The sequence below is a fragment of the Micromonospora sp. CB01531 genome, from assembly GCF_001905095.1.
Taxonomy (GTDB): domain Bacteria; phylum Actinomycetota; class Actinomycetes; order Mycobacteriales; family Micromonosporaceae; genus Micromonospora.
Genome location: NZ_LWLS01000060.1, coordinates 38677 through 55500 on the forward strand (window position 1 = coordinate 38677; position 16824 = coordinate 55500).

At 71.3% G+C, this 16824-nt stretch carries 18 protein-coding genes; 14 read left to right on the top strand and 4 right to left on the bottom strand.

Translation table 11 applies throughout. The features are described 5' to 3' along the window. Nucleotides 1-27 precede the first annotated feature (27 nt). The 5 genes from A6A27_RS11290 to A6A27_RS11310 all read left to right on the top strand — a co-directional run bounded on the left by A6A27_RS11290 (nucleotide 28) and on the right by A6A27_RS11310 (nucleotide 5292). Nucleotides 28-960, top strand: a complete 933-nt coding sequence (locus A6A27_RS11290; RefSeq protein ID WP_073834530.1) for a carbohydrate ABC transporter permease — start codon at nucleotides 28-30, stop codon at nucleotides 958-960. Continuing rightward, complete coding sequence (locus tag A6A27_RS11295; protein ID WP_073834531.1) at nucleotides 957-1826, top strand: carbohydrate ABC transporter permease; 870 nt, start codon at nucleotides 957-959, stop codon at nucleotides 1824-1826. The genes A6A27_RS11290 and A6A27_RS11295 overlap by 4 nt, the downstream gene beginning before the upstream one ends. Beyond that, the gene (locus A6A27_RS11300) at nucleotides 1823-2860 is read left to right on the top strand and encodes a zinc-dependent alcohol dehydrogenase family protein (RefSeq protein WP_073834532.1); all 1038 of its coding nucleotides are present in this window, start codon (nucleotides 1823-1825) and stop codon (nucleotides 2858-2860) included. Before A6A27_RS11295 ends, A6A27_RS11300 begins: the two co-directional genes overlap by 4 nt. 102 nt (nucleotides 2861-2962) lie before the next feature. Beyond that, entirely contained in the window at nucleotides 2963-4816 is a 1854-nt protein-coding gene (locus A6A27_RS11305; RefSeq protein WP_073834616.1) for a transketolase, read from the top strand. 68 nt (nucleotides 4817-4884) lie between these two features. Then, nucleotides 4885-5292 carry a DUF2267 domain-containing protein gene (locus A6A27_RS11310; protein WP_073834533.1) on the top strand — a complete coding sequence of 136 codons (408 nt, stop codon included), beginning with the start codon at nucleotides 4885-4887 and terminating at the stop codon, nucleotides 5290-5292. 13 nt (nucleotides 5293-5305) lie between these two features. Here A6A27_RS11310 and ligD read toward each other — a convergent pair whose 3' ends face one another. Further along, nucleotides 5306-6271 (bottom strand): non-homologous end-joining DNA ligase, encoded by a 966-nt coding sequence (ligD, locus tag A6A27_RS11315; RefSeq protein WP_241825228.1) that lies wholly within the window; start codon nucleotides 6269-6271, stop codon nucleotides 5306-5308. 131 nt (nucleotides 6272-6402) lie between these two features. Here ligD and A6A27_RS11320 point away from each other — a divergent pair, with 131 nt between their 5' ends. Beyond that, on the top strand, nucleotides 6403-6792 hold the full coding sequence (locus tag A6A27_RS11320) for a DUF2267 domain-containing protein (protein WP_073834534.1): 390 nt from the start codon (nucleotides 6403-6405) through the stop codon (nucleotides 6790-6792). Nucleotides 6793-6913: 121 nt separating this feature from the next. Here A6A27_RS11320 and A6A27_RS11325 read toward each other — a convergent pair whose 3' ends face one another. From A6A27_RS11325 to A6A27_RS11335, 3 genes are all read right to left on the bottom strand, one after another. Next, nucleotides 6914-7303 carry a VOC family protein gene (locus A6A27_RS11325; protein WP_073834535.1) on the bottom strand — a complete coding sequence of 130 codons (390 nt, stop codon included), beginning with the start codon at nucleotides 7301-7303 and terminating at the stop codon, nucleotides 6914-6916. Next, the gene (locus A6A27_RS11330; protein WP_073834536.1) at nucleotides 7300-8019 is read right to left on the bottom strand and encodes a hypothetical protein; all 720 of its coding nucleotides are present in this window, start codon (nucleotides 8017-8019) and stop codon (nucleotides 7300-7302) included. Before A6A27_RS11330 ends, A6A27_RS11325 begins: the two co-directional genes overlap by 4 nt. A 230-nt stretch (nucleotides 8020-8249) precedes the next feature. Then, a complete protein-coding gene (locus A6A27_RS11335) occupies nucleotides 8250-9008 on the bottom strand; it encodes a FadR/GntR family transcriptional regulator (RefSeq protein ID WP_241825229.1) in 759 nt (252 codons plus the stop codon). Between the two features lie 136 nt (nucleotides 9009-9144). On the opposite strand from A6A27_RS11335, the gene A6A27_RS11340 reads away from it, so the two are divergent. From A6A27_RS11340 to A6A27_RS11375, 8 genes are all read left to right on the top strand, one after another. Then, nucleotides 9145-10434, top strand: coding sequence for an ABC transporter substrate-binding protein (locus tag A6A27_RS11340; RefSeq protein ID WP_073834537.1), 1290 nt, complete (start codon nucleotides 9145-9147; stop codon nucleotides 10432-10434). Nucleotides 10435-10511: 77 nt separating this feature from the next. Further along, nucleotides 10512-11462 carry a carbohydrate ABC transporter permease gene (locus tag A6A27_RS11345; RefSeq protein ID WP_198940269.1) on the top strand — a complete coding sequence of 317 codons (951 nt, stop codon included), beginning with the start codon at nucleotides 10512-10514 and terminating at the stop codon, nucleotides 11460-11462. Continuing rightward, nucleotides 11459-12274 carry a carbohydrate ABC transporter permease gene (locus A6A27_RS11350; RefSeq protein WP_073834538.1) on the top strand — a complete coding sequence of 272 codons (816 nt, stop codon included), beginning with the start codon at nucleotides 11459-11461 and terminating at the stop codon, nucleotides 12272-12274. The genes A6A27_RS11345 and A6A27_RS11350 overlap by 4 nt, the downstream gene beginning before the upstream one ends. A 5-nt stretch (nucleotides 12275-12279) precedes the next feature. Continuing rightward, entirely contained in the window at nucleotides 12280-13428 is a 1149-nt protein-coding gene (dgoD, locus tag A6A27_RS11355; protein WP_073834539.1) for a galactonate dehydratase, read from the top strand. 4 nt (nucleotides 13429-13432) lie between these two features. Beyond that, complete coding sequence (locus A6A27_RS11360; protein WP_073834540.1) at nucleotides 13433-14056, top strand: bifunctional 4-hydroxy-2-oxoglutarate aldolase/2-dehydro-3-deoxy-phosphogluconate aldolase; 624 nt, start codon at nucleotides 13433-13435, stop codon at nucleotides 14054-14056. After that, nucleotides 14053-15006, top strand: a complete 954-nt coding sequence (locus A6A27_RS11365) for a sugar kinase (protein ID WP_241825230.1) — start codon at nucleotides 14053-14055, stop codon at nucleotides 15004-15006. The genes A6A27_RS11360 and A6A27_RS11365 overlap by 4 nt, the downstream gene beginning before the upstream one ends. A gap of 23 nt (nucleotides 15007-15029) precedes the next feature. Then, nucleotides 15030-16259, top strand: a complete 1230-nt coding sequence (gene manD / locus A6A27_RS11370; RefSeq protein ID WP_073834542.1) for a D-mannonate dehydratase ManD — start codon at nucleotides 15030-15032, stop codon at nucleotides 16257-16259. Next, nucleotides 16249-16797, top strand: a complete 549-nt coding sequence (locus A6A27_RS11375; RefSeq protein WP_073834543.1) for a gluconokinase — start codon at nucleotides 16249-16251, stop codon at nucleotides 16795-16797. The genes manD and A6A27_RS11375 overlap by 11 nt, the downstream gene beginning before the upstream one ends. Nucleotides 16798-16824: the final 27 nt, after the last annotated feature.

The window sequence follows — 16824 nt, forward strand, 5'->3', positions numbered from 1 at the left end:
GCCCCGGCCACCCCACGAGGTGAACCGATGACCCGGACCATCACCGCCGGTGCCGGCGCACCGCCCCGCCGTGCCGTCCGACCCGTCCCGCTCGGCGCACGGCAACGCTGGACCCGCCGCGCCCCGCTGCTGCCCGCACTGACCTTCGCGATCGTGGTGACCCAGATCCCGTTCCTGGTCACCCTCTACCTGTCCACCCTGGACTGGAACGCGCTCCGACCCGGCCGCCGCGCGTTCATCGGCCTCGCCAACTACGGCGAGGTGCTCACCGACGCCCGGCTGCGCGCCGCCCTGCTGAACACGGTGCTGCTCACCGCCGCCTCCGTCGTCGTCTCCGTTCTGCTCGGCCTCGGCCTGGCCATCCTGCTCGACCGCCGATTCCCCGGACGCGGCGTCGTCCGCACCCTGCTCATCACACCGTTCCTGGTGATGCCCATGGCGGCGGCGCTGCTGTGGAAGCACGCCATCTACAACCCGTCGTACGGCCTGATCAACGGCATCGCCGGAGGCAGCACCGACTGGGTGTCGCAGTACCCGATGATCTCCGTGGTGACCACGCTGGTCTGGCAGTGGACCCCCTTCATGATGCTGATCATCCTGGCCGGGCTGCAGGGCCAGTCGCTGGAAACCCTGGAGGCCGCCCGGGTTGACGGGGCCGGGCCGTGGCAGACCTTCACCCGGGTGACGCTGCCCTACCTGCGCCCCTACCTGGAGCTGGGCGCCCTGCTCGGCTCCATCTATCTGGTGCAGACCTTCGACGCCGTCTTCACCATCACCCAGGGCGGTCCGGGCACCGCCACCACCAACCTGCCGTACGAGATCTACCTGACCACCTTCCGCAAGTTCGAGTACGGCGAGGCCGCCGCGGCCGGCGTCGTGGTGGTGATCGGCACGATCGTGGTCGCCACCTTCGCGCTGCGGGTGATCTCCAGCCTCTTCCGGATGGAGGGCGCGCGATGACCACACTGACCCGGCACGGGTCCCGGCGCCGGCCCACCAGCCCCGCCCGGCGGGCCAACGGCGTGCGTGGGGCGGCCTGGACCACCCTGGCCTGGCTCGCCGGACTGCTGTTCTTCCTGCCGGTGCTGTGGATGGTGCTCACCGGATTCAAGCGGGAGGTCGACGCGGCCAGCAACCCGCCGACCTGGTTCTTCACCCCGGTGCTCGACGGCTATCGGCAGGTCTTCGACCGGGACCTCACCCCGTACCTGCTCAACTCGGTGACCGCCAGCCTGGTCTCCACCCTGCTGGTGCTCCTGCTGGCCACCCCCGCGGCGTACGCGTTGTCGATCCGGCCGGTCGCCAAGTGGCGGGACGTGCTGTTCTTCTTCATCAGCACCAAGATGCTGCCCGCGGTCGCCGCGCTGCTGCCGATCTACCTGCTGGTCAAGCAGCTCGGCATGCTCGACAACGTCTGGACCATGGTCGTCCTCTACACGTCGATGAACCTGCCGCTCGCGGTCTGGATGATGCGCTCGTTCCTGCTGGAGGTCCCGTCGGCGCTGATCGAGGCGGCGGCTATGGACGGCGCCAGCCTGACCGTCACGATCCGGCGGATCCTCCTGCCGATCGTCGCGCCGGGCCTGGCCGCCACCGCGCTGATCTGCTTCATCTTCAGCTGGAACGAGTTCTTCTTCGCGGTCAACCTCACCGCGACCCGGGCCGGCACCTCACCGATCTTCCTGGTCGGCTTCGTCACGTCCGAAGGGTTGTTCCTCGCCCGGCTCTGCGCGGCGGCGACCATCGTGTCGCTGCCGGTCGTGCTGGCCGGCTGGATCGCCCAGAAGCAGCTCGTCCGAGGACTCTCCATGGGGGCGGTCAAATGAAGGCAGCGGTCATCGTCACGCCGGGACAGATCTCGCTGGAGTCCGTGCCGGATCCCACGCCGGGGCCACGGGAGGTGGTCGTCGAGGTCGCCGGGTGCGGGATCTGCGGTACCGACCTGCACATCATGGACGGCGAGTTCGCACCCGCGTACCCGATCGTGCCCGGCCACGAGTTCGCCGGCATGGTGATCGCCACCGGGCGGGACGTCACCGAGGTGCGACCGGGCGACGCGGTCGCGGTGGACCCGTCGCTGCACTGCGGCGAGTGCTACCAGTGCCGGCGCGGCCGGGGCAACCTCTGCGAACGCTGGGCGGCCATCGGCGTCACCGTCTCCGGCGGCGCGGCCGAGTACGCGGTGGCGCCGGTGCGGAACTGTTTCCTGCTCCCCGAGAGCATCGCGCCGGCGGACGCCGCGCTGATCGAACCGCTCTCCTGCGCGGTACGCGGCTTCGACGTGCTGCCCCGCCGTCTCGCCGACCACTACCTGATCTACGGCGCCGGCACCATGGGCCTGATGATGCTGGAGCTGGCGAAACGCTGCGGCGCGGCCAGCGTCAGCTTGGTGGACCCGAACCCGGACCGGCTCGCCACCGCGGCGCGGCTGGGCTGCTCGGCCAGTGCCGCGAGCGCCGACGAGGTGCTCCGCCCCCGGGGGTGGGACGTGGTCATCGACTGTACGGGCGTGCGGGCGGCGATCGACGACGGGCTGGGTCGGGTCGCCCCGGCCGGGACGTTCCTGCAGTTCGGCGTCTCGGAGTACCGCACCCGGGCCACGGTCGAGCCGTACCGGATCTACAACCGGGAGATCACCGTCACCGGCTCGATGGCGGTGCTGCACAGTTTCGAACGGGCCGGGGAACTGTTCGCCGCCGGCGTGCTCGACCCGGAGGTGTTCATCAGCCACCGCTTCCCGCTCCACCGGTACGCCGAGGCGATGGCCCAGTTCCGGGCCGGCGTCGGTCGCAAGATCCAGGTGACCGGTCCGGCTGGCGATGCCGACAGTCGGACCGGCAAATCAGGCGTTACCGGATGATGTTTTGCCTTTCGGACTACCGTTGGCGGGAGGCGGTCAGCCGCCCGCGCGGGCCGAGGACCGGCCGAGCAGGGCGGACCTCGGGAGGCGATACCGGTGACCATGGAAGCAGAGCGCACCCTGCGCGCAGAGGAGATCAGCCAGCTGGATGAACTCGCCGCCCAGCTACGGGTGGACTCGATCCGCTGCAGCACCCAGGCCGGCTCCGGGCACCCCACCTCCAGCCTGTCGGCCGCCGACCTGATGGCGGTCCTGATCTCCCGGCACCTGCACTACGACTGGCTGAACGCCCGCAACCGCAACAACGACCACCTGATCTTCTCCAAGGGCCACGCCTCCCCCCTGCTGTACGCGGTCCTCAAGGCGACCGGCGCGATCAGCGACCAGGAACTGATGGACACCTACCGCCAGCTCGGATCGCGCCTGCAGGGCCACCCCACCCCGGCGCTGCCCTGGGTGGACGTCGCCACCGGCTCGCTCGGCCAGGGGCTGCCGGTCGGCGTCGGCATCGCGCTGGCCGGCCAGTACCTCGACCAGCTGCCGTACCACGTCTGGGTGCTCTGCGGCGACAGCGAGACCGCCGAGGGCTCCATCTGGGAGGCCCTGGACAAGGCCGGGCACTACGGGCTGCGCAACCTCACCGCGATCGTGGACGTGAACCGGTTCGGGCAGCGGGGGCCGACCGAGCTGGAATGGGACCTGGACACCTACCGGCGGCGGGTCGAGGCGTTCGGCTGCCATCCCCTGGTCGTCGACGGCCACGACCTGGCGGCGATCGACGCGACGTTCAGCCGCGCCCGGCAGGCGACCGGGCCGACGGTGGTGCTCGCCCGCACGGTCAAGGGCAAGGGGGTGGCCGAGGTCGAGAACAAGCCGGGCTGGCACGGCAAACCCCTGAAACCCGACATGGCCGAACGGGCCGTCCAGGCGCTCGGCGGCGTCCGGCAGATCCGGGTCGCCGGCCCGAAGCCCGAGCCCGCCAAGCCCGCCGCGAAGCCTGAAGCCAAACCGCCCGAGCTGCCCCGGTACGACAAGGGGGCGAAGGTGGCCACCCGGAACGCGTACGGTGAGGCGCTGCGCGCGCTGGGCTCCCGGCCGGACGTGGTCGCCTTGGACGGCGAGGTGAGCGACTCCACGCGGTCCGACAAGTTCGGCGAGGCGTACCCGGACCGGTTCTTCGAGATGTTCATCTCCGAACAGCAACTCGTGGCCGCCGCGGTCGGCCTGCAGGTGCGTGGCTACCGGCCGTTCGCCGCGACCTTCGCGGCGTTCCTCTCCCGTGCCTACGACTTCATCCGCATGGCCGCCATCTCCCGGGCCGACATCGCCCTGTCTGGCTCGCACGCCGGGGTGGAGATCGGGGCGGACGGGCCCTCGCAGATGGGGCTGGAGGACCTGGCCGCGCTGCGCGCCGTCCAGGGCTCGACCGTCCTCTATCCCAGCGACGCCGTGTCCTGCGCCGCCCTCGTCGCGCAGCTGGCCGACCGGAAGGGCGTCAGCTACCTGCGCACCACCCGGGGCAAGTACCCGGTCCTCTACGACAACGGCGACGCGTTCCCCATCGGGGGCAGCAAGCTGCTCCGCCCCGGTGACGACGTCGCGCTGATCGGCGCCGGGGTGACCGTGCACAACTGCCTCGCCGCCGCCGACGAGCTGGCACGCGAGGGGATCGACGCGCGGGTCATCGACCTCTACTCGGTCAAGCCGCTGGACCGGCAGCGGCTGCTCGACGCGGTGCGGGACACCGGCGGCCGGCTGGTGGTGGTCGAGGACCACTACCCGGAGGGCGGGCTGGGGTCGGCCGTGCTGGAGTCGCTGGCCGACCTCGCCGAGCCGGTGCGGGTGACCCACCTGGCGGTACGCGGGCTGCCCACCTCCGGCACGTCGACCCAGCTGATGGACCAGGCAGGGATCGGGGTGACCGCCATCGTCTCGGCGGCCCGCGCCCTCGGGTGAGGGCACCCGAGTCGTTTCACCCCCGCAGGCGCGGGTACCCGCAGGTCCGGTCCGAGAGGGGGATCCAGGTGAACTACACCGAGTTCATCCAGTCGGTGGCGGCGAAACCGCTGGCGGCACCGGCGCAGGCCGAGCCGATCACCCGCGCCACGCTCGTGACGCTGGCGGAACGGATCACCGGCGGGCAGGCGCGGGACCTCGCCACCCAGCTTCCCGAGGAACTGCGGTCGTGTGTCGACAAGCCCGACGAGCACCCCGAACCGTTCGGGCTGACGGAGTTCCTCGAGCGGGTGCAGAACCGGGCCGCGGTCGGTCGGCAGGAGGCCACCGACGGTGCGCGCGCCGTGCTGGACACCCTGCGGGAGAAGATCAGCGCCAAGGAGTACGGGGACGTCGTCGACCAGTTGCCGCAGGAGTTCTGGCAGCTGACCGGACCATCGGTCAACCGGTTCGAAACCCGCCGGGTCGGCACCTAGGGCGGTCGCGGGGTCACCCCTGCAGCCGGATCTCAGCCGGCTCGCGATCGCTGCGCAGCCCCTTCCAGGACGGGTGCCGCAGCCGCCGGTCCGGGGTCCAGGACCGGAAGGTGACGTCACCGACCAGGGCCGGGTCGACCCAGACGGCGTGGCGGGCGTGCTCGCGCGGCACCGGGGAGTCGAACGGCGAGTCCGGCCGGCCCAGCGGCTTCAGGCGCCGCTGCAGGTCGCGCAGCACGGTCTGGGTGAAGCCGGTGCCGACGTGACCGATGTAGATCAGCTTGTCGTCCGCGTCGTACATGCCGAGCAGCAGCGAACCGATGGTGCCGGCCCGCCGGCCGGACCCCGGCTTCCAGCCACCGACGATCACCTCGACCGTGTCGTTGAGCGGCACCTTGACCCACGCCGGTGCCCGGCGGCCGGGCTGGTACGGCGCACCCAGCTGCTTGGCGACGACCCCCTCCAGGCCGAGTTCGGCCGCCGCCGTGGCCAGGTCCCGGCCGGCCTCGCCGGTCCAGTACGGCGGCGTGTCGACGCTCTCGCCGCTGACGCCCAGCTCCTCCAGCGTCGCGCGACGCTCGGTGTACGGCAGCGCGGTGAGGTCCCGCCCGTCCAGGTGCAGGAGGTCGAACAGGTACAGCCGCACCGGGGTCGCCTCGACCAGCGCGGCGGCCGGCGCCCGGACGTGCATCCGGTGCTGCAACGCCGAGAAGCTGGGCCGCCCCTGGCCGTCGAGCGCCACGATCTCCCCGTCGAGCACCGCCCGCCGCCCCGCCAGCAGCCGCGCCAGCTCGCCCAGCTCCGGATACGCCCGGGTGACGTCCCGGTCGTTGCGGCTGAGCAGCCGGAACCCGCCGTCGACGTAGGCGATCGCGCGGACGCCGTCCCACTTGAACTCGTAGCCCCAACCCGACCCGGTGGGCAGCGCGCCGCTGGAGGCGAGCATCGGCGGCACGAGCTTCGGCATCCTGGCACCCACGCCTCGATCATGGCCAACGCCGCCGCCGGGCAACGCCGGTTTCCGGCCTTTCGCCCGGTGGCCGGACCGCCGTCGTTTGTGGCAGGCGGCGGCGGGTAGCCACCCGGTCTCCGGGACGGGAAGGACGGGGCATGGCTGAGCTGGAGTTCGTCGAGAAGGTGGCGGCGGGGGCCGGGGTCCCGGCGGAGACGGCGCGGGCGCTGACCGAGGCCACCCTGCGTACCCTCGCGGAGCGGATCAGCGGCGGCGAGGCGGCCGACCTGGCCGACCACGTGGCGCACCAGCTGCGTCCGCTGCTGGCCCGGGCCCGCCCCGAGGAGCCGGAGGCATTCGGGTACGACGAGTTCCTGCGCCGGGTGGCGGAGCGCGCGGGAGTGGAACGTGCGGTCGCCGAGCGGGGCGCCCGGGCCGTCCTGCGGACCCTGGACCCCGTGGTCGGGCACCAGGAATTCACGAACGCGCTGTCGCAACTGCCGGCGGACATCCGGGGCCTGGCCCAGCCGGTGCCCCGCGGGCGCTGACCGCCCGGGTCGGGCGGCCAGCCGGGGCGGACGAACCCCCAGCGACGATGTCCCAGGACGCGGCCGGGGCAGGCATCACTGTGGTCCCGGCGGTCGCCCGTGGACCGCCGGGACCATCCGGTCAGCCGGGCAGGTACAGGAACGACCACTGGTGGCCGTCGAGGTCCCGGAACCCGCGCATGTACATGAATCCGAGGTCCTGGCCCGGGCCCAGCGACTGCCCGCCCGCGACGGCGGCCAGGTCGACCAGCTCGTCGACCCGTTCCCGCCGGTCGACGCCGAGGCCGACGATGACCTCCCGGCTGGTCGCGGTGTCGCACACCGCGGTGCCGGCGAACGCGGCGAAGGCCGTCGGGGTGTGCAGGATCAGGTGGGTGCTGCCGCCGAGGGTGAGCTGGGCGCTCTCCCCGCCGGGCTGCCGGGGCCCGGCGGTGAAGCCGAGGGCGGTGAAGAACTCGACCGCCCGGTCGAGGTCGCGTACCGGCAGGTTGACGAACGTTCCGCTGCTCATCGGGTCTCCTCCGGCGACTCCAGGAGTTGCTTGAGGGCGGCCAGCCGGTCTCGCCAGTACGCCCGGAGCCGGTCCGCCTCGTCGGCGTCGGCCAGCTTCTCGTGCAGGACGGCCACTCGCGCCTTTGCCTCGCCCGCCGGGGTGAAGCCGACGGCGATCCGGGTGGGCCCGCCGGCCCAGTCCGCCCGGAAGGTCCTCGGCGCGGTGGCGGTACGGACCCGGACCGGCACGTCCGGCAGCCACCGCCGGCGTACGGCCTCGTCGGCGAACGCGGCGAACAGCACCGCCACCGGCACCGCCACGGTCCGGCTGCCGGTGGCCTCGAAGCCGCCGCCTCGGCGCTGCCCCGGCTCGCGCAGCCCGCGCGCCTGCTCGTACCCGACGGTGACCGTCTGCGCCCACCAGCCGGGCACGTCGTGCGTCGTGACCAGCCAGCGCGCGATCTCGGTGTGGCCGCGCTCGGCGGCGCCCCACTCGTCGAGCAGCCGGAACCAGTCATCCCAGGCGCGTCCGGTCCGCTCGCGCAACACAGCATCCGAGACCCGGTCCCGCTGCCCCCGGCCGCCAGCGGCGGCCGGAACGGGGTCGGGCGTGCCGGCGGTCGGGGCGTCGGTGGTGGCCTTGGCGAGCAGCTGGCGACGGGCGGTCGTGTAGCTCTCGCCGGTCTTCGCCATCCGGGCCCGCACCCGGGTCTTGAACGACTTCTGAGTCGTCATCACATGCTCCCGTCGGCGGCACGGTCGCAGGGACTCACGCTCCCGTCGACCTCGCCGCACTGGAGTGCATGTGGCGTGTCGAGGTGGGCCAAGCGGCACCGCGCCCCGAGAACGCAAGATCCCCTTTGCCTCCGCGAGGCCGGCGGCGTGAGCACCGGGGAAGGAGGTGAGGCGCAGGACTACGCCGGGGCCAGCATACGCCTCCGAACGCCCGGGTGGGGGAGGTCAGCTCACCGGGCCGGTTCGGCGGTCTGCTCCCAGATCGACTTCATCTCGTCGAAGGCCTGTTCCATGAGCTGCACCATCGCCTCCCGGGCACGCTCGCCGTCGTGCCGCTGGATCGCCTGAGCGACCTCGGCGTGCAGCTGCAGCGCCTGCTCGTGCGGGTGGTGTGGCATCAGGTGGTGCTTGTGTCGACCGGTGAGCACCTCCGCGACCAGATCCTGCAACCGGACGAACATCTCGTTGCCGGAGGCGAGCAGCACCCGCCGATGGAACTCGATGTCGAGGCGCAGGAAGCGCTCCTCGTCGCCGGCCTTGCCGGCGGCCCACATCTTCGCCGCGAGTCCGACCAGATCGCTCGCCTCGTCGTGGCCGGCCCGGTTGGCGGCCAGCAGGGCGGCGTGCGGCTCGATCGCGGTGCGCAGCTCGGTGATCGACCGGAGCTGGGTGATCCGGCTGTCCGAGGCGAGCCGCCAGCGGATCACCTGCGGGTCGAAGACGTTCCAGTCGTGCGCCGGCCGGATCGTCACCCCGACCCGTCGCCGGGTCTCGATGAACCCGATCGACGCCAGGACCCGCAGCACCTCGCGGACCACCGAGCGGGACACCTCGTAGCGGTCCACCAGATCGTCGATGTTGAGGACCGCCCCGGGGGCGAATTCGCCGCCGCAGATGGCGGTGCCGAGGTGCTCAAGGACACGTGCGTGCAGCCCGGCTTCGGCTGGGGCGTGCTGGGCGGTGGTGCCCCCGGAGGAGTACGGTTCCACGCCAAGGATCATATCAGTTGGGTCTACCCCTTGAATAAGTCAGCTTTTTCGGCCTAGCATCCCGACGTTAAGCGGATGTAAACCCCGAGGTAGCGCCCCATCAGGGGCCGCGACCGGGACCGAAGGAGAGATAAGCGTGCGACGTCGATCGATAATCGGCACTTCTCTGGCCGTCGTCGCCGCCATGGGCCTGTCCGCCTGCGGCGGCGGGGCCGACGGCGGCAGCGGGTCGAAAACCCTGCGCGTGACGCTGGTGAACCACGTCTGGACGGAGAACATCAAGAAGGCTCTGCCGGAGTTCGAGAAGCAGACGGGCCTCAAGGTCGAGGTCACCCAGCTCGGTGAGGACCAGCTCTCCGACCAGTACAACGTCAAGCTGAACGCCGGGTCCAGCGACCTCGACGTGATGATGTACCGGCCGCTGCAGGAGGGGAAGCTGTTCGCCAAGAACAAGTACCTCGCCGACCTGACGGATCGGACCAAGTCCGATAGCGCCTTCGACTTCAGCGACTTCCAGGCCGGTCCGGTGCAGGCCACCACATACGAGGACAAGATCGTCGGCGTGCCGATCATCACCGAGCAGGAGGTCCTCTACTACCGTAAGGACCTGCTGGAGAAGTCCGGTTTCACGGCCCCGCCGAAGACCCTTGACGAGCTCAAGACGCAGGCGGCGAAGGTCGCGGCCGACAACCCCGGAGTCGCGGGCTTCGTGTCCCGCACCGGCAAGGCGGCCGCCGTCACGCAGTTCTCCAGCTTCCTGTACAGCTTCGGCGGCGACTTCGTCGACGGCAGCGGGAAGGCCTCGGTCAACACCGAGCAGGCCAAGCAGGCGTACGCCTACTACGGCGGGCTGCTCCGCGACCACGGCCCGAAGAACATCAGCACCGACATGAGCTGGTCGGAGGCGATGGCGATCTTCACCCAGGGCAAGGCGGCCTTCTACACCGAGGCCAACTCGCTCTACAAGAACGCCACCGACCCGGCCAAGTCGAAGGTCTCCGACACCGTCGGCTTCGCGACCTTCCCGGCCGGCCCGGCCGGCTCGAAGCCGTACAACATCCCGTCCTGGGCGCTCGGCATCAACGACGCGTCGAAGAACAAGGACAACGCCTGGAAGTTCATCCAATGGGCGGCCGGCAAGGAGCAGTCCCTGACGCAGCAGAAGGCCGGCGTCCCCGGCGCCCGGGCCTCCGTCTGGGACAACCCGGAGGGCACCGCGACCTACCCGAAGGACCTCGCCGAGGCCACCAAGGTCAGCACCGCCAACGGCATCGGCCACGACCGTCCGCTGGTCGTGAAGGTCGCCCAGGCTCGCGAGATCGTCGGCCAGCCGATCGTCGACGCGATCACCGGCAAGGACGCGGCCGCCTCGGCGGACGCGGCGAACGAGGCGTTCCAGAAGTTCCTCGACGACGAGGCGAAGTAGTCCGACCGCGGGGTGGCGGGGCTGACCGGCTCCGCCACCCCGCGCCGGGACCCTGGCCCTGAACACCCGGAGACCTCATGTCAGCCGTCACCACACCCGTCACCAGATCGCCCGACGCCGGGCCGGCACCCTCGGCGGAGTCGGCCTGGTCGCGCTGGGCCAACGCGCACCGCAAGTGGCTCTTCGCGGCACCCGCCATGGCATTCGTCGCCGTGCTGATCATCTTCCCGGTGGCGTGGACCGGATACCTCAGCCTGACCGACGCCGAGGGCTCGGTACGCGCCGAGAGCCAGTTCATCGGGCTCCAGAACTATCTGGACGTGCTCACCGACACCGACCGGTTCTGGCCGGCGGTGTGGCGAACCGTCTTCTTCACCGGCGTCGTGCTCCTCGTCGAGGTCGTGCTCGGCATGGCGATCGCCCTGCTGCTGTGGCGACCGTTCCGCGGTGAGAAGTGGGTCCGGGTCGCCATCCTCCTGCCGCTGGTGGCCACCCCGGTCGCGGTCGGCATGATGTGGCGGCTGATCTTCGACCCCAACATCGGGATGGCGAACCAGCTGCTCAGCTGGGTCGGCATCGGCCCCCAGCCCTGGCTGGCCGGCCAGAGTTCGGCCCTGCCGACGACGATGTTCATCGACATCTGGCAGTGGACCCCGATGGTCGTGCTGATCCTGCTCGCCGGGTTGACGTCGCTCTCCGACGAGCCCCAGGAGGCGGCCCTCATCGACGGCGCCAGCACCTGGCAGCGGTTCCGGCACGTCACCCTGCCGCTGCTGATGCCCACCGTGATCGTCGCGATCCTGCTGCGCGGCATCGATGCGCTGAAGACCTTCGACATCCTCTACGCCACCAAGGGCCGCGGCGGCGGGTCGTTCCACGAGGTGGAAACCCTCAACGTCTACGCGTACGGCCTCAGCTTCGACTACAACGACTACGGCGTCTCATCGACGGTCCTCATCATCTTCTTCCTGATCATCATCGGGGTGATGTGGGCTCTGACCTACCGCAAGAAGGGGCTGCAGCGATGAACCCGGGCAAGCCGTTCAAGGTGTTCAAGGCGCTGGCGCTGGCCGTCGTGGTGATCTCGCTGGTCGCGCCGCTGCTCTGGATGATCGCCGCCTCGTTCAAGACCAACGTCGACATCTACGACACCAGCAAGGCGTTCTCCTTCTCGCCCACGCTGGACAACTACCACAACGTGCTCCAGCAGGCGAACTACGTCCAGTTCATCGGCAACAGCCTCTGGGTGGCATTCGCCGCCACGGTGCTCTCCCTCATCCTCGGGGTGCCCGCCGCGTACTCGATGAGCCGCTTCAACATGAAGAAGTCCGCGCTCGTCGTGCTCATGGCCCGGGTCATCCCCGGTGTCTCGCTCCTGGTGCCCTGGTACTACGTCTTCTCGAACCTGCAGATGGTCGGCGGCTTCACAGTGCTGATCCTCAGCCACATGTTCGTGTCGCTGCCGCTGATCGTCTACATCATGATGGGCTTCTTCGACAGCCTGCCGGAGGACCTGGAAGAGGCGGCGCTGGTCGACGGGCTGACCCACATCGGCGCGTTCCGCCGGATCACGCTGCCGCTGTCCGTACCGGGCATCGCGACCGCCGGGATTCTGTCCTTCATCTTCTCCTGGAACAACTTCATGTTCGCCCTGGTGCTCTCCGGCGCGGACACGAAGACCCTGCCCGTGGCGATTTTCGACTTCGTCGGCTACGCCAGCATCGACTGGGGCGGCCTGATGGCTGCGGCCGCCGTGGTCACCCTGCCGATCATGGTGATCGCCCTGTTCGTGCAGAAGTACATCGTCTCCGGCCTCACCGCCGGTGCCACGAAGGGCTGAGCAGCATGACCACCATCGCACGCATCGAGACCTTCCTCGTCGCCCCCCGCTGGCTCTTCGTCCGCGTCGAGACCACCGACGGGATCGTCGGCTGGGGCGAGGCGACCTGCGAGGGCCGGTCCGAGACCGTCCGCACCGCCGTCGAGCAGCTCAGCGAACTGCTGATCGGCCAGGACGCGCTGCGCATCGAGGACCACTGGCAGGTCATGACCAAGGGCTCGTTCTACCGCGGTGGGCCGATCCTGGCCAGCGCCGTGGCCGGCCTCGACCAGGCGCTGTGGGACATCGCCGGCAAGCACTACGGCGCCCCGGTGCACCAGCTGCTCGGCGGCCCGGTCCGGGACCGGATCCGGGTTTACGGCTGGGTCGGCGGCGACGAGCCCAGTGAGGTCCGCGACCAGATCAGCGCCGCCGTCGAGACGGGCCTCACCGCGGTGAAGATGAACGCCTCGGGCCGGATGAGCCCGGTGGCCTCGGTGGCCGAACTCGACGGGGTGGTCCAGCGGGTGGCCGCGGCCCGCGAGGTACTCGGTGATCAGCGGGACGTCGCGGTCGACTTCCACGGCCGGTTCAGCCTCGCCACCGCCCGCCGGGTTGCCCCACTGCTCGAGCCCTTCCGGCCGTTCTTCCTTGAGGAGCCGGTGGTTCCGGAGAACTCGCACCTCATCGGCGAGTTGGTCCGCGCCACCACCACGCCGGTGTCCACCGGGGAGCGGCTCTACAACCGGCAGGAGTTCCTGCCGGTGCTCCAGGCCGGCATCGCGGTCGCCCAGCCGGACCTCTCGCACGCGGGTGGCATCACCGAGGTCCGCAAGATCGCCGCGCTGGCCGAGGTGTACGACGTACAGCTCGCGCCGCACTGCCCGCTCGGCCCGATCGCCCTGGCGTCCTGCCTGCAGGTCGGCTTCGCCACGCCGAACTACCTGATCCAGGAGCAGAGCATCGGCATCCACTACAACCTCGGCGCCGAGGTGCTCGACTACTGCCTCGACAAGAAGCCGCTGACCTTCGTCGACGGCCACGTCGAGCGGCTCACGGGACCCGGCCTCGGCATCGAGATCGACGAAGACGCGGTGCGGGCGGCCGACAAGCGCGGCCACGCCTGGCGCAGCCCCACCTGGCGGCACCGCGACGGCTCCTACGCGGAATGGTGACCACATGACCGTCAATCTCACCGCCGAACTCACCGCCGCCCGGATCCTCGCGGTCATCCGGGGCACCGACACCGCCGGTGCGATCGCCGCCGGCACCGCCCTGCTGGAAGAGGGCGTACGCATTGTCGAGGTGGCCCTCACCACGCCGAACGCGGCGTCGGCCGTCGAGGCGCTGCGCGCGGCCGCGCCCGCCGGGTCCCTGGTCGGCGCCGGAACGGTGCTCACCGCCGCCGACGTCGCCGACGTGGCCGCCGCGGGCGCGCAGTTCGTCGTGACGCCGGCCGTGGTCGAGTCGATCCCCGAGGCGGCGCGGCGCGGCCTTCCCGTCGCCGCCGGCGCGTTCACCCCGACCGAGGCGTACACCGCGATGCGGATGGGGGCGTCGGCGATCAAGCTGTTCCCCGTGTCGGTGGGGGGCCCGGCGTACCTGAAGGCGGTGCGCGACCCGTTCCCGGACATCCCGTTCGTCGCGGTCGGCGGGGTCGGTCTGGCCGACCTGCCCGGCTACTTCGCCGCCGGGGCGATCGCCGTCGGCGTGGGCGGGCCGCTGGTCGGCGACGCGGCCTCCGGCGGCGACCTCGACGCCCTGCGGCAGCGGGCCCGCGCCTACCTGGCTGCCACATCGTGACCGCCGTCGACCTGCTCACGTTCGGCGAGGCCCTGGTCTCGCTGCGCTCAGCCGGGCCGCTCGCCGCCAGCAGCCCGCTCACGCCGCACCTCGCCGGAGCGGAGTGCAATGTGACCGTCGGCGTGTCCCGGCTCGGGCACCGCGCGGCCTTCGCCGGCCGGGTCAGCGACGACGAGCTGGGCGGGTTCCTGCTGCGGCAGCTGCGTGCCGAGTGCGTCGACGTGGCGCACGTGACCCGCGATCCGGAGCGCTCGGCCGGACTGATGTTCCTCGAGCGGCGCACCGCCGACCTGACCCGGGTGATCTACCAGCGGGCCGGGTCGGCCGGATCGGCGCTCCGCGTCGACGACCTGCGGGCCGCCCTGGCTGCCGGGGCGCAGGTGCTGCACCTGACCGGGATCACCCCGGCGCTGTCCGACAGTGCCCGGGAGGCCACGACGTGGGCGGCGGAGAGCGCCGCCCGGGCAGGGTCACTGGTCTGCCTCGACGTCAACTACCGGGCCAAGCTGTGGAGCCGGGACGCCGCCCGGGCGGTGCTCGCCCCGCTCGCCGACCACGTCTCGGTCGTCGTGGCCTCCGCCGACGAGCTGGACCTCGTCGGCGCGCCGGGCGCCGACGAGCAGACCGTGGTGGCCGGGTTGCTGGACCGGGGTGTGTCGACCGTGCTGGTGAAGCTCGGCGGCGACGGCGCGCGCGCGTACACCCGGGACGGCTGCCGGCACGCGGCGGCGCTGCCCGTGACGGCGGTCGACACCGTCGGCGCGGGGGACGCCTTCACCGCCGGCTACCTCTCCGGCCACCTGGACGGACTCGACCTGGCCGGGCGGCTGCACCGCGCGGTCACCCTCGGCGCCTTCGCCGTCGCCGGGCACGGCGACTGGGAGGCCCTGCCGCGCCGCGACGAGCTGTCCCTCCTGGACGACCTGCTGCCCGGCAGCACCCTTCGCTGATCCACCCCGAGAAAGGCACCCGCGTGAAGATCGTCGCAGCGGACGTCATCGTCTCCAGCCCCGACCGCAACTTCGTCACCCTCAAGATCACCACCGACGAGGGGCTGACCGGACTGGGAGACGGCACCCTCAACGGGCGCGAACTCTCCGTCGCGTCCTACCTGGCCGATCACGTCGTCCCCCTGCTGATCGGCCGGGACCCGCACCAGATCGAGGACACCTGGCAGTTCCTCTACCGGTCGGCCTACTGGCGGCGCGGCCCGGTCACCATGGCCGCCATCGCAGCCGTGGACGTCGCCCTCTGGGACATCAAGGCCAAGGCCGCCGGGATGCCGCTCTACCAGCTCCTCGGCGGCGCGTCCCGGACCGGCATCATGGCCTACGGGCACGCCTCCGGCCGGGACCTGCCGGAGCTATTCGACTCGATCCGCCACCACCTCGACCTCGGCTTCCGGTCGATCCGGGTGCAGACCTCGGTACCCGGCATCAACGCCGTCTACGGGGTGGCCGCGCAACCCAGCGCCGACGGCAAGCGCTACGACTACGAGCCGGCGCAGCGCACCCCGCTGCCCGCCGAGGAGGACTGGGACACCCGCGCCTACCTGCGCCACCTGCCCGGCGTCTTCGAGGCGGTGCGCAACGAGTTCGGCCCCGAGCTGCCGTTGCTGCACGACGGGCACCACCGGATGACCCCCATCCAGGCCGCCAAGCTCGGCAAGGCCCTCGAACCGTACGACCTGTTCTGGCTGGAGGACTGCACCCCGGCCGAGAACCAGGAGGCGTTGCGGCTGGTCCGCCAGCACACCACCACCCCGCTGGCCATCGGCGAGATCTTCAACACCGTCTGGGACTACCAGACCCTGATCCGGGAACAGCTGATCGACTACGTCCGGTCCGCCGTCACCCACACCGGCGGGATCACGGCCATGCGCAAGCTGCTCGACTTCGCCGCCCAGTACCAGATCAAGTCCGGCATCCACGGCCCCACCGACATCTCGCCGGTCGGCATGGCCGCCGCGCTGCACCTGGACCTGGCCATCCACAACTTCGGCATCCAGGAGTACATGCAGCACGGGGCGCTCACGAACGAGGTGTTCCGCCAGTCGTTCACCTTCGCCGACGGGTACCTGCACCCGGGACAGCAGCCCGGCCTCGGCGTGGAGCTCGATGAGGAGGCCGCCGCCCGGTTCCCGTACCAGCCCGCGTACCTGCCGTACAACCGGCTCAAGGACGGCACCGTCCATGACTGGTGAGCGGCAGCCCACCCGGCACATCGTGGTGATGGGCGTGTCCGGGGCGGGCAAGACGACCGTGGCCCGGGGGATCAGTGAGCTGACCGGGCTGCGGTTCGCCGAGGCGGACGAGTTCCACTCGGCGGCCAATGTGGCGCAGATGCGGGCCGGCATTCCACTCGACGACGCGCAGCGCTGGCCCTGGCTGCGCGCCCTGGCCGGCTGGATGGCCGACCGGCACGCCGAGGGGGTCTCCACCATCCTGGCCTGCTCAGCGCTGAAGCGCGCCTACCGGGACGTGCTGCGGCAGGGGCCGCCGGACGTGGAGTTCCTCCACCTGGAGGGGACGGCGGAGCTGATCCGGGACCGGTTGAGCCGGCGGGTCGGGCACTACATGCCGGCCAGCCTCCTCGACTCGCAACGGGCCACGCTGGAGCAGCTGGACCCGGACGAGTCCGGGGTGGTGCTGCAGGTGACGGCAGCACCCGCCGAACTGGTCACGGCGGCGATCGAGCGGCTCGGCCTGCCGTTGCTGGGCACGGCGGCCGCCGGCCGCTGACCGGCCGCCGCCGGCCCGGGGCGCGGG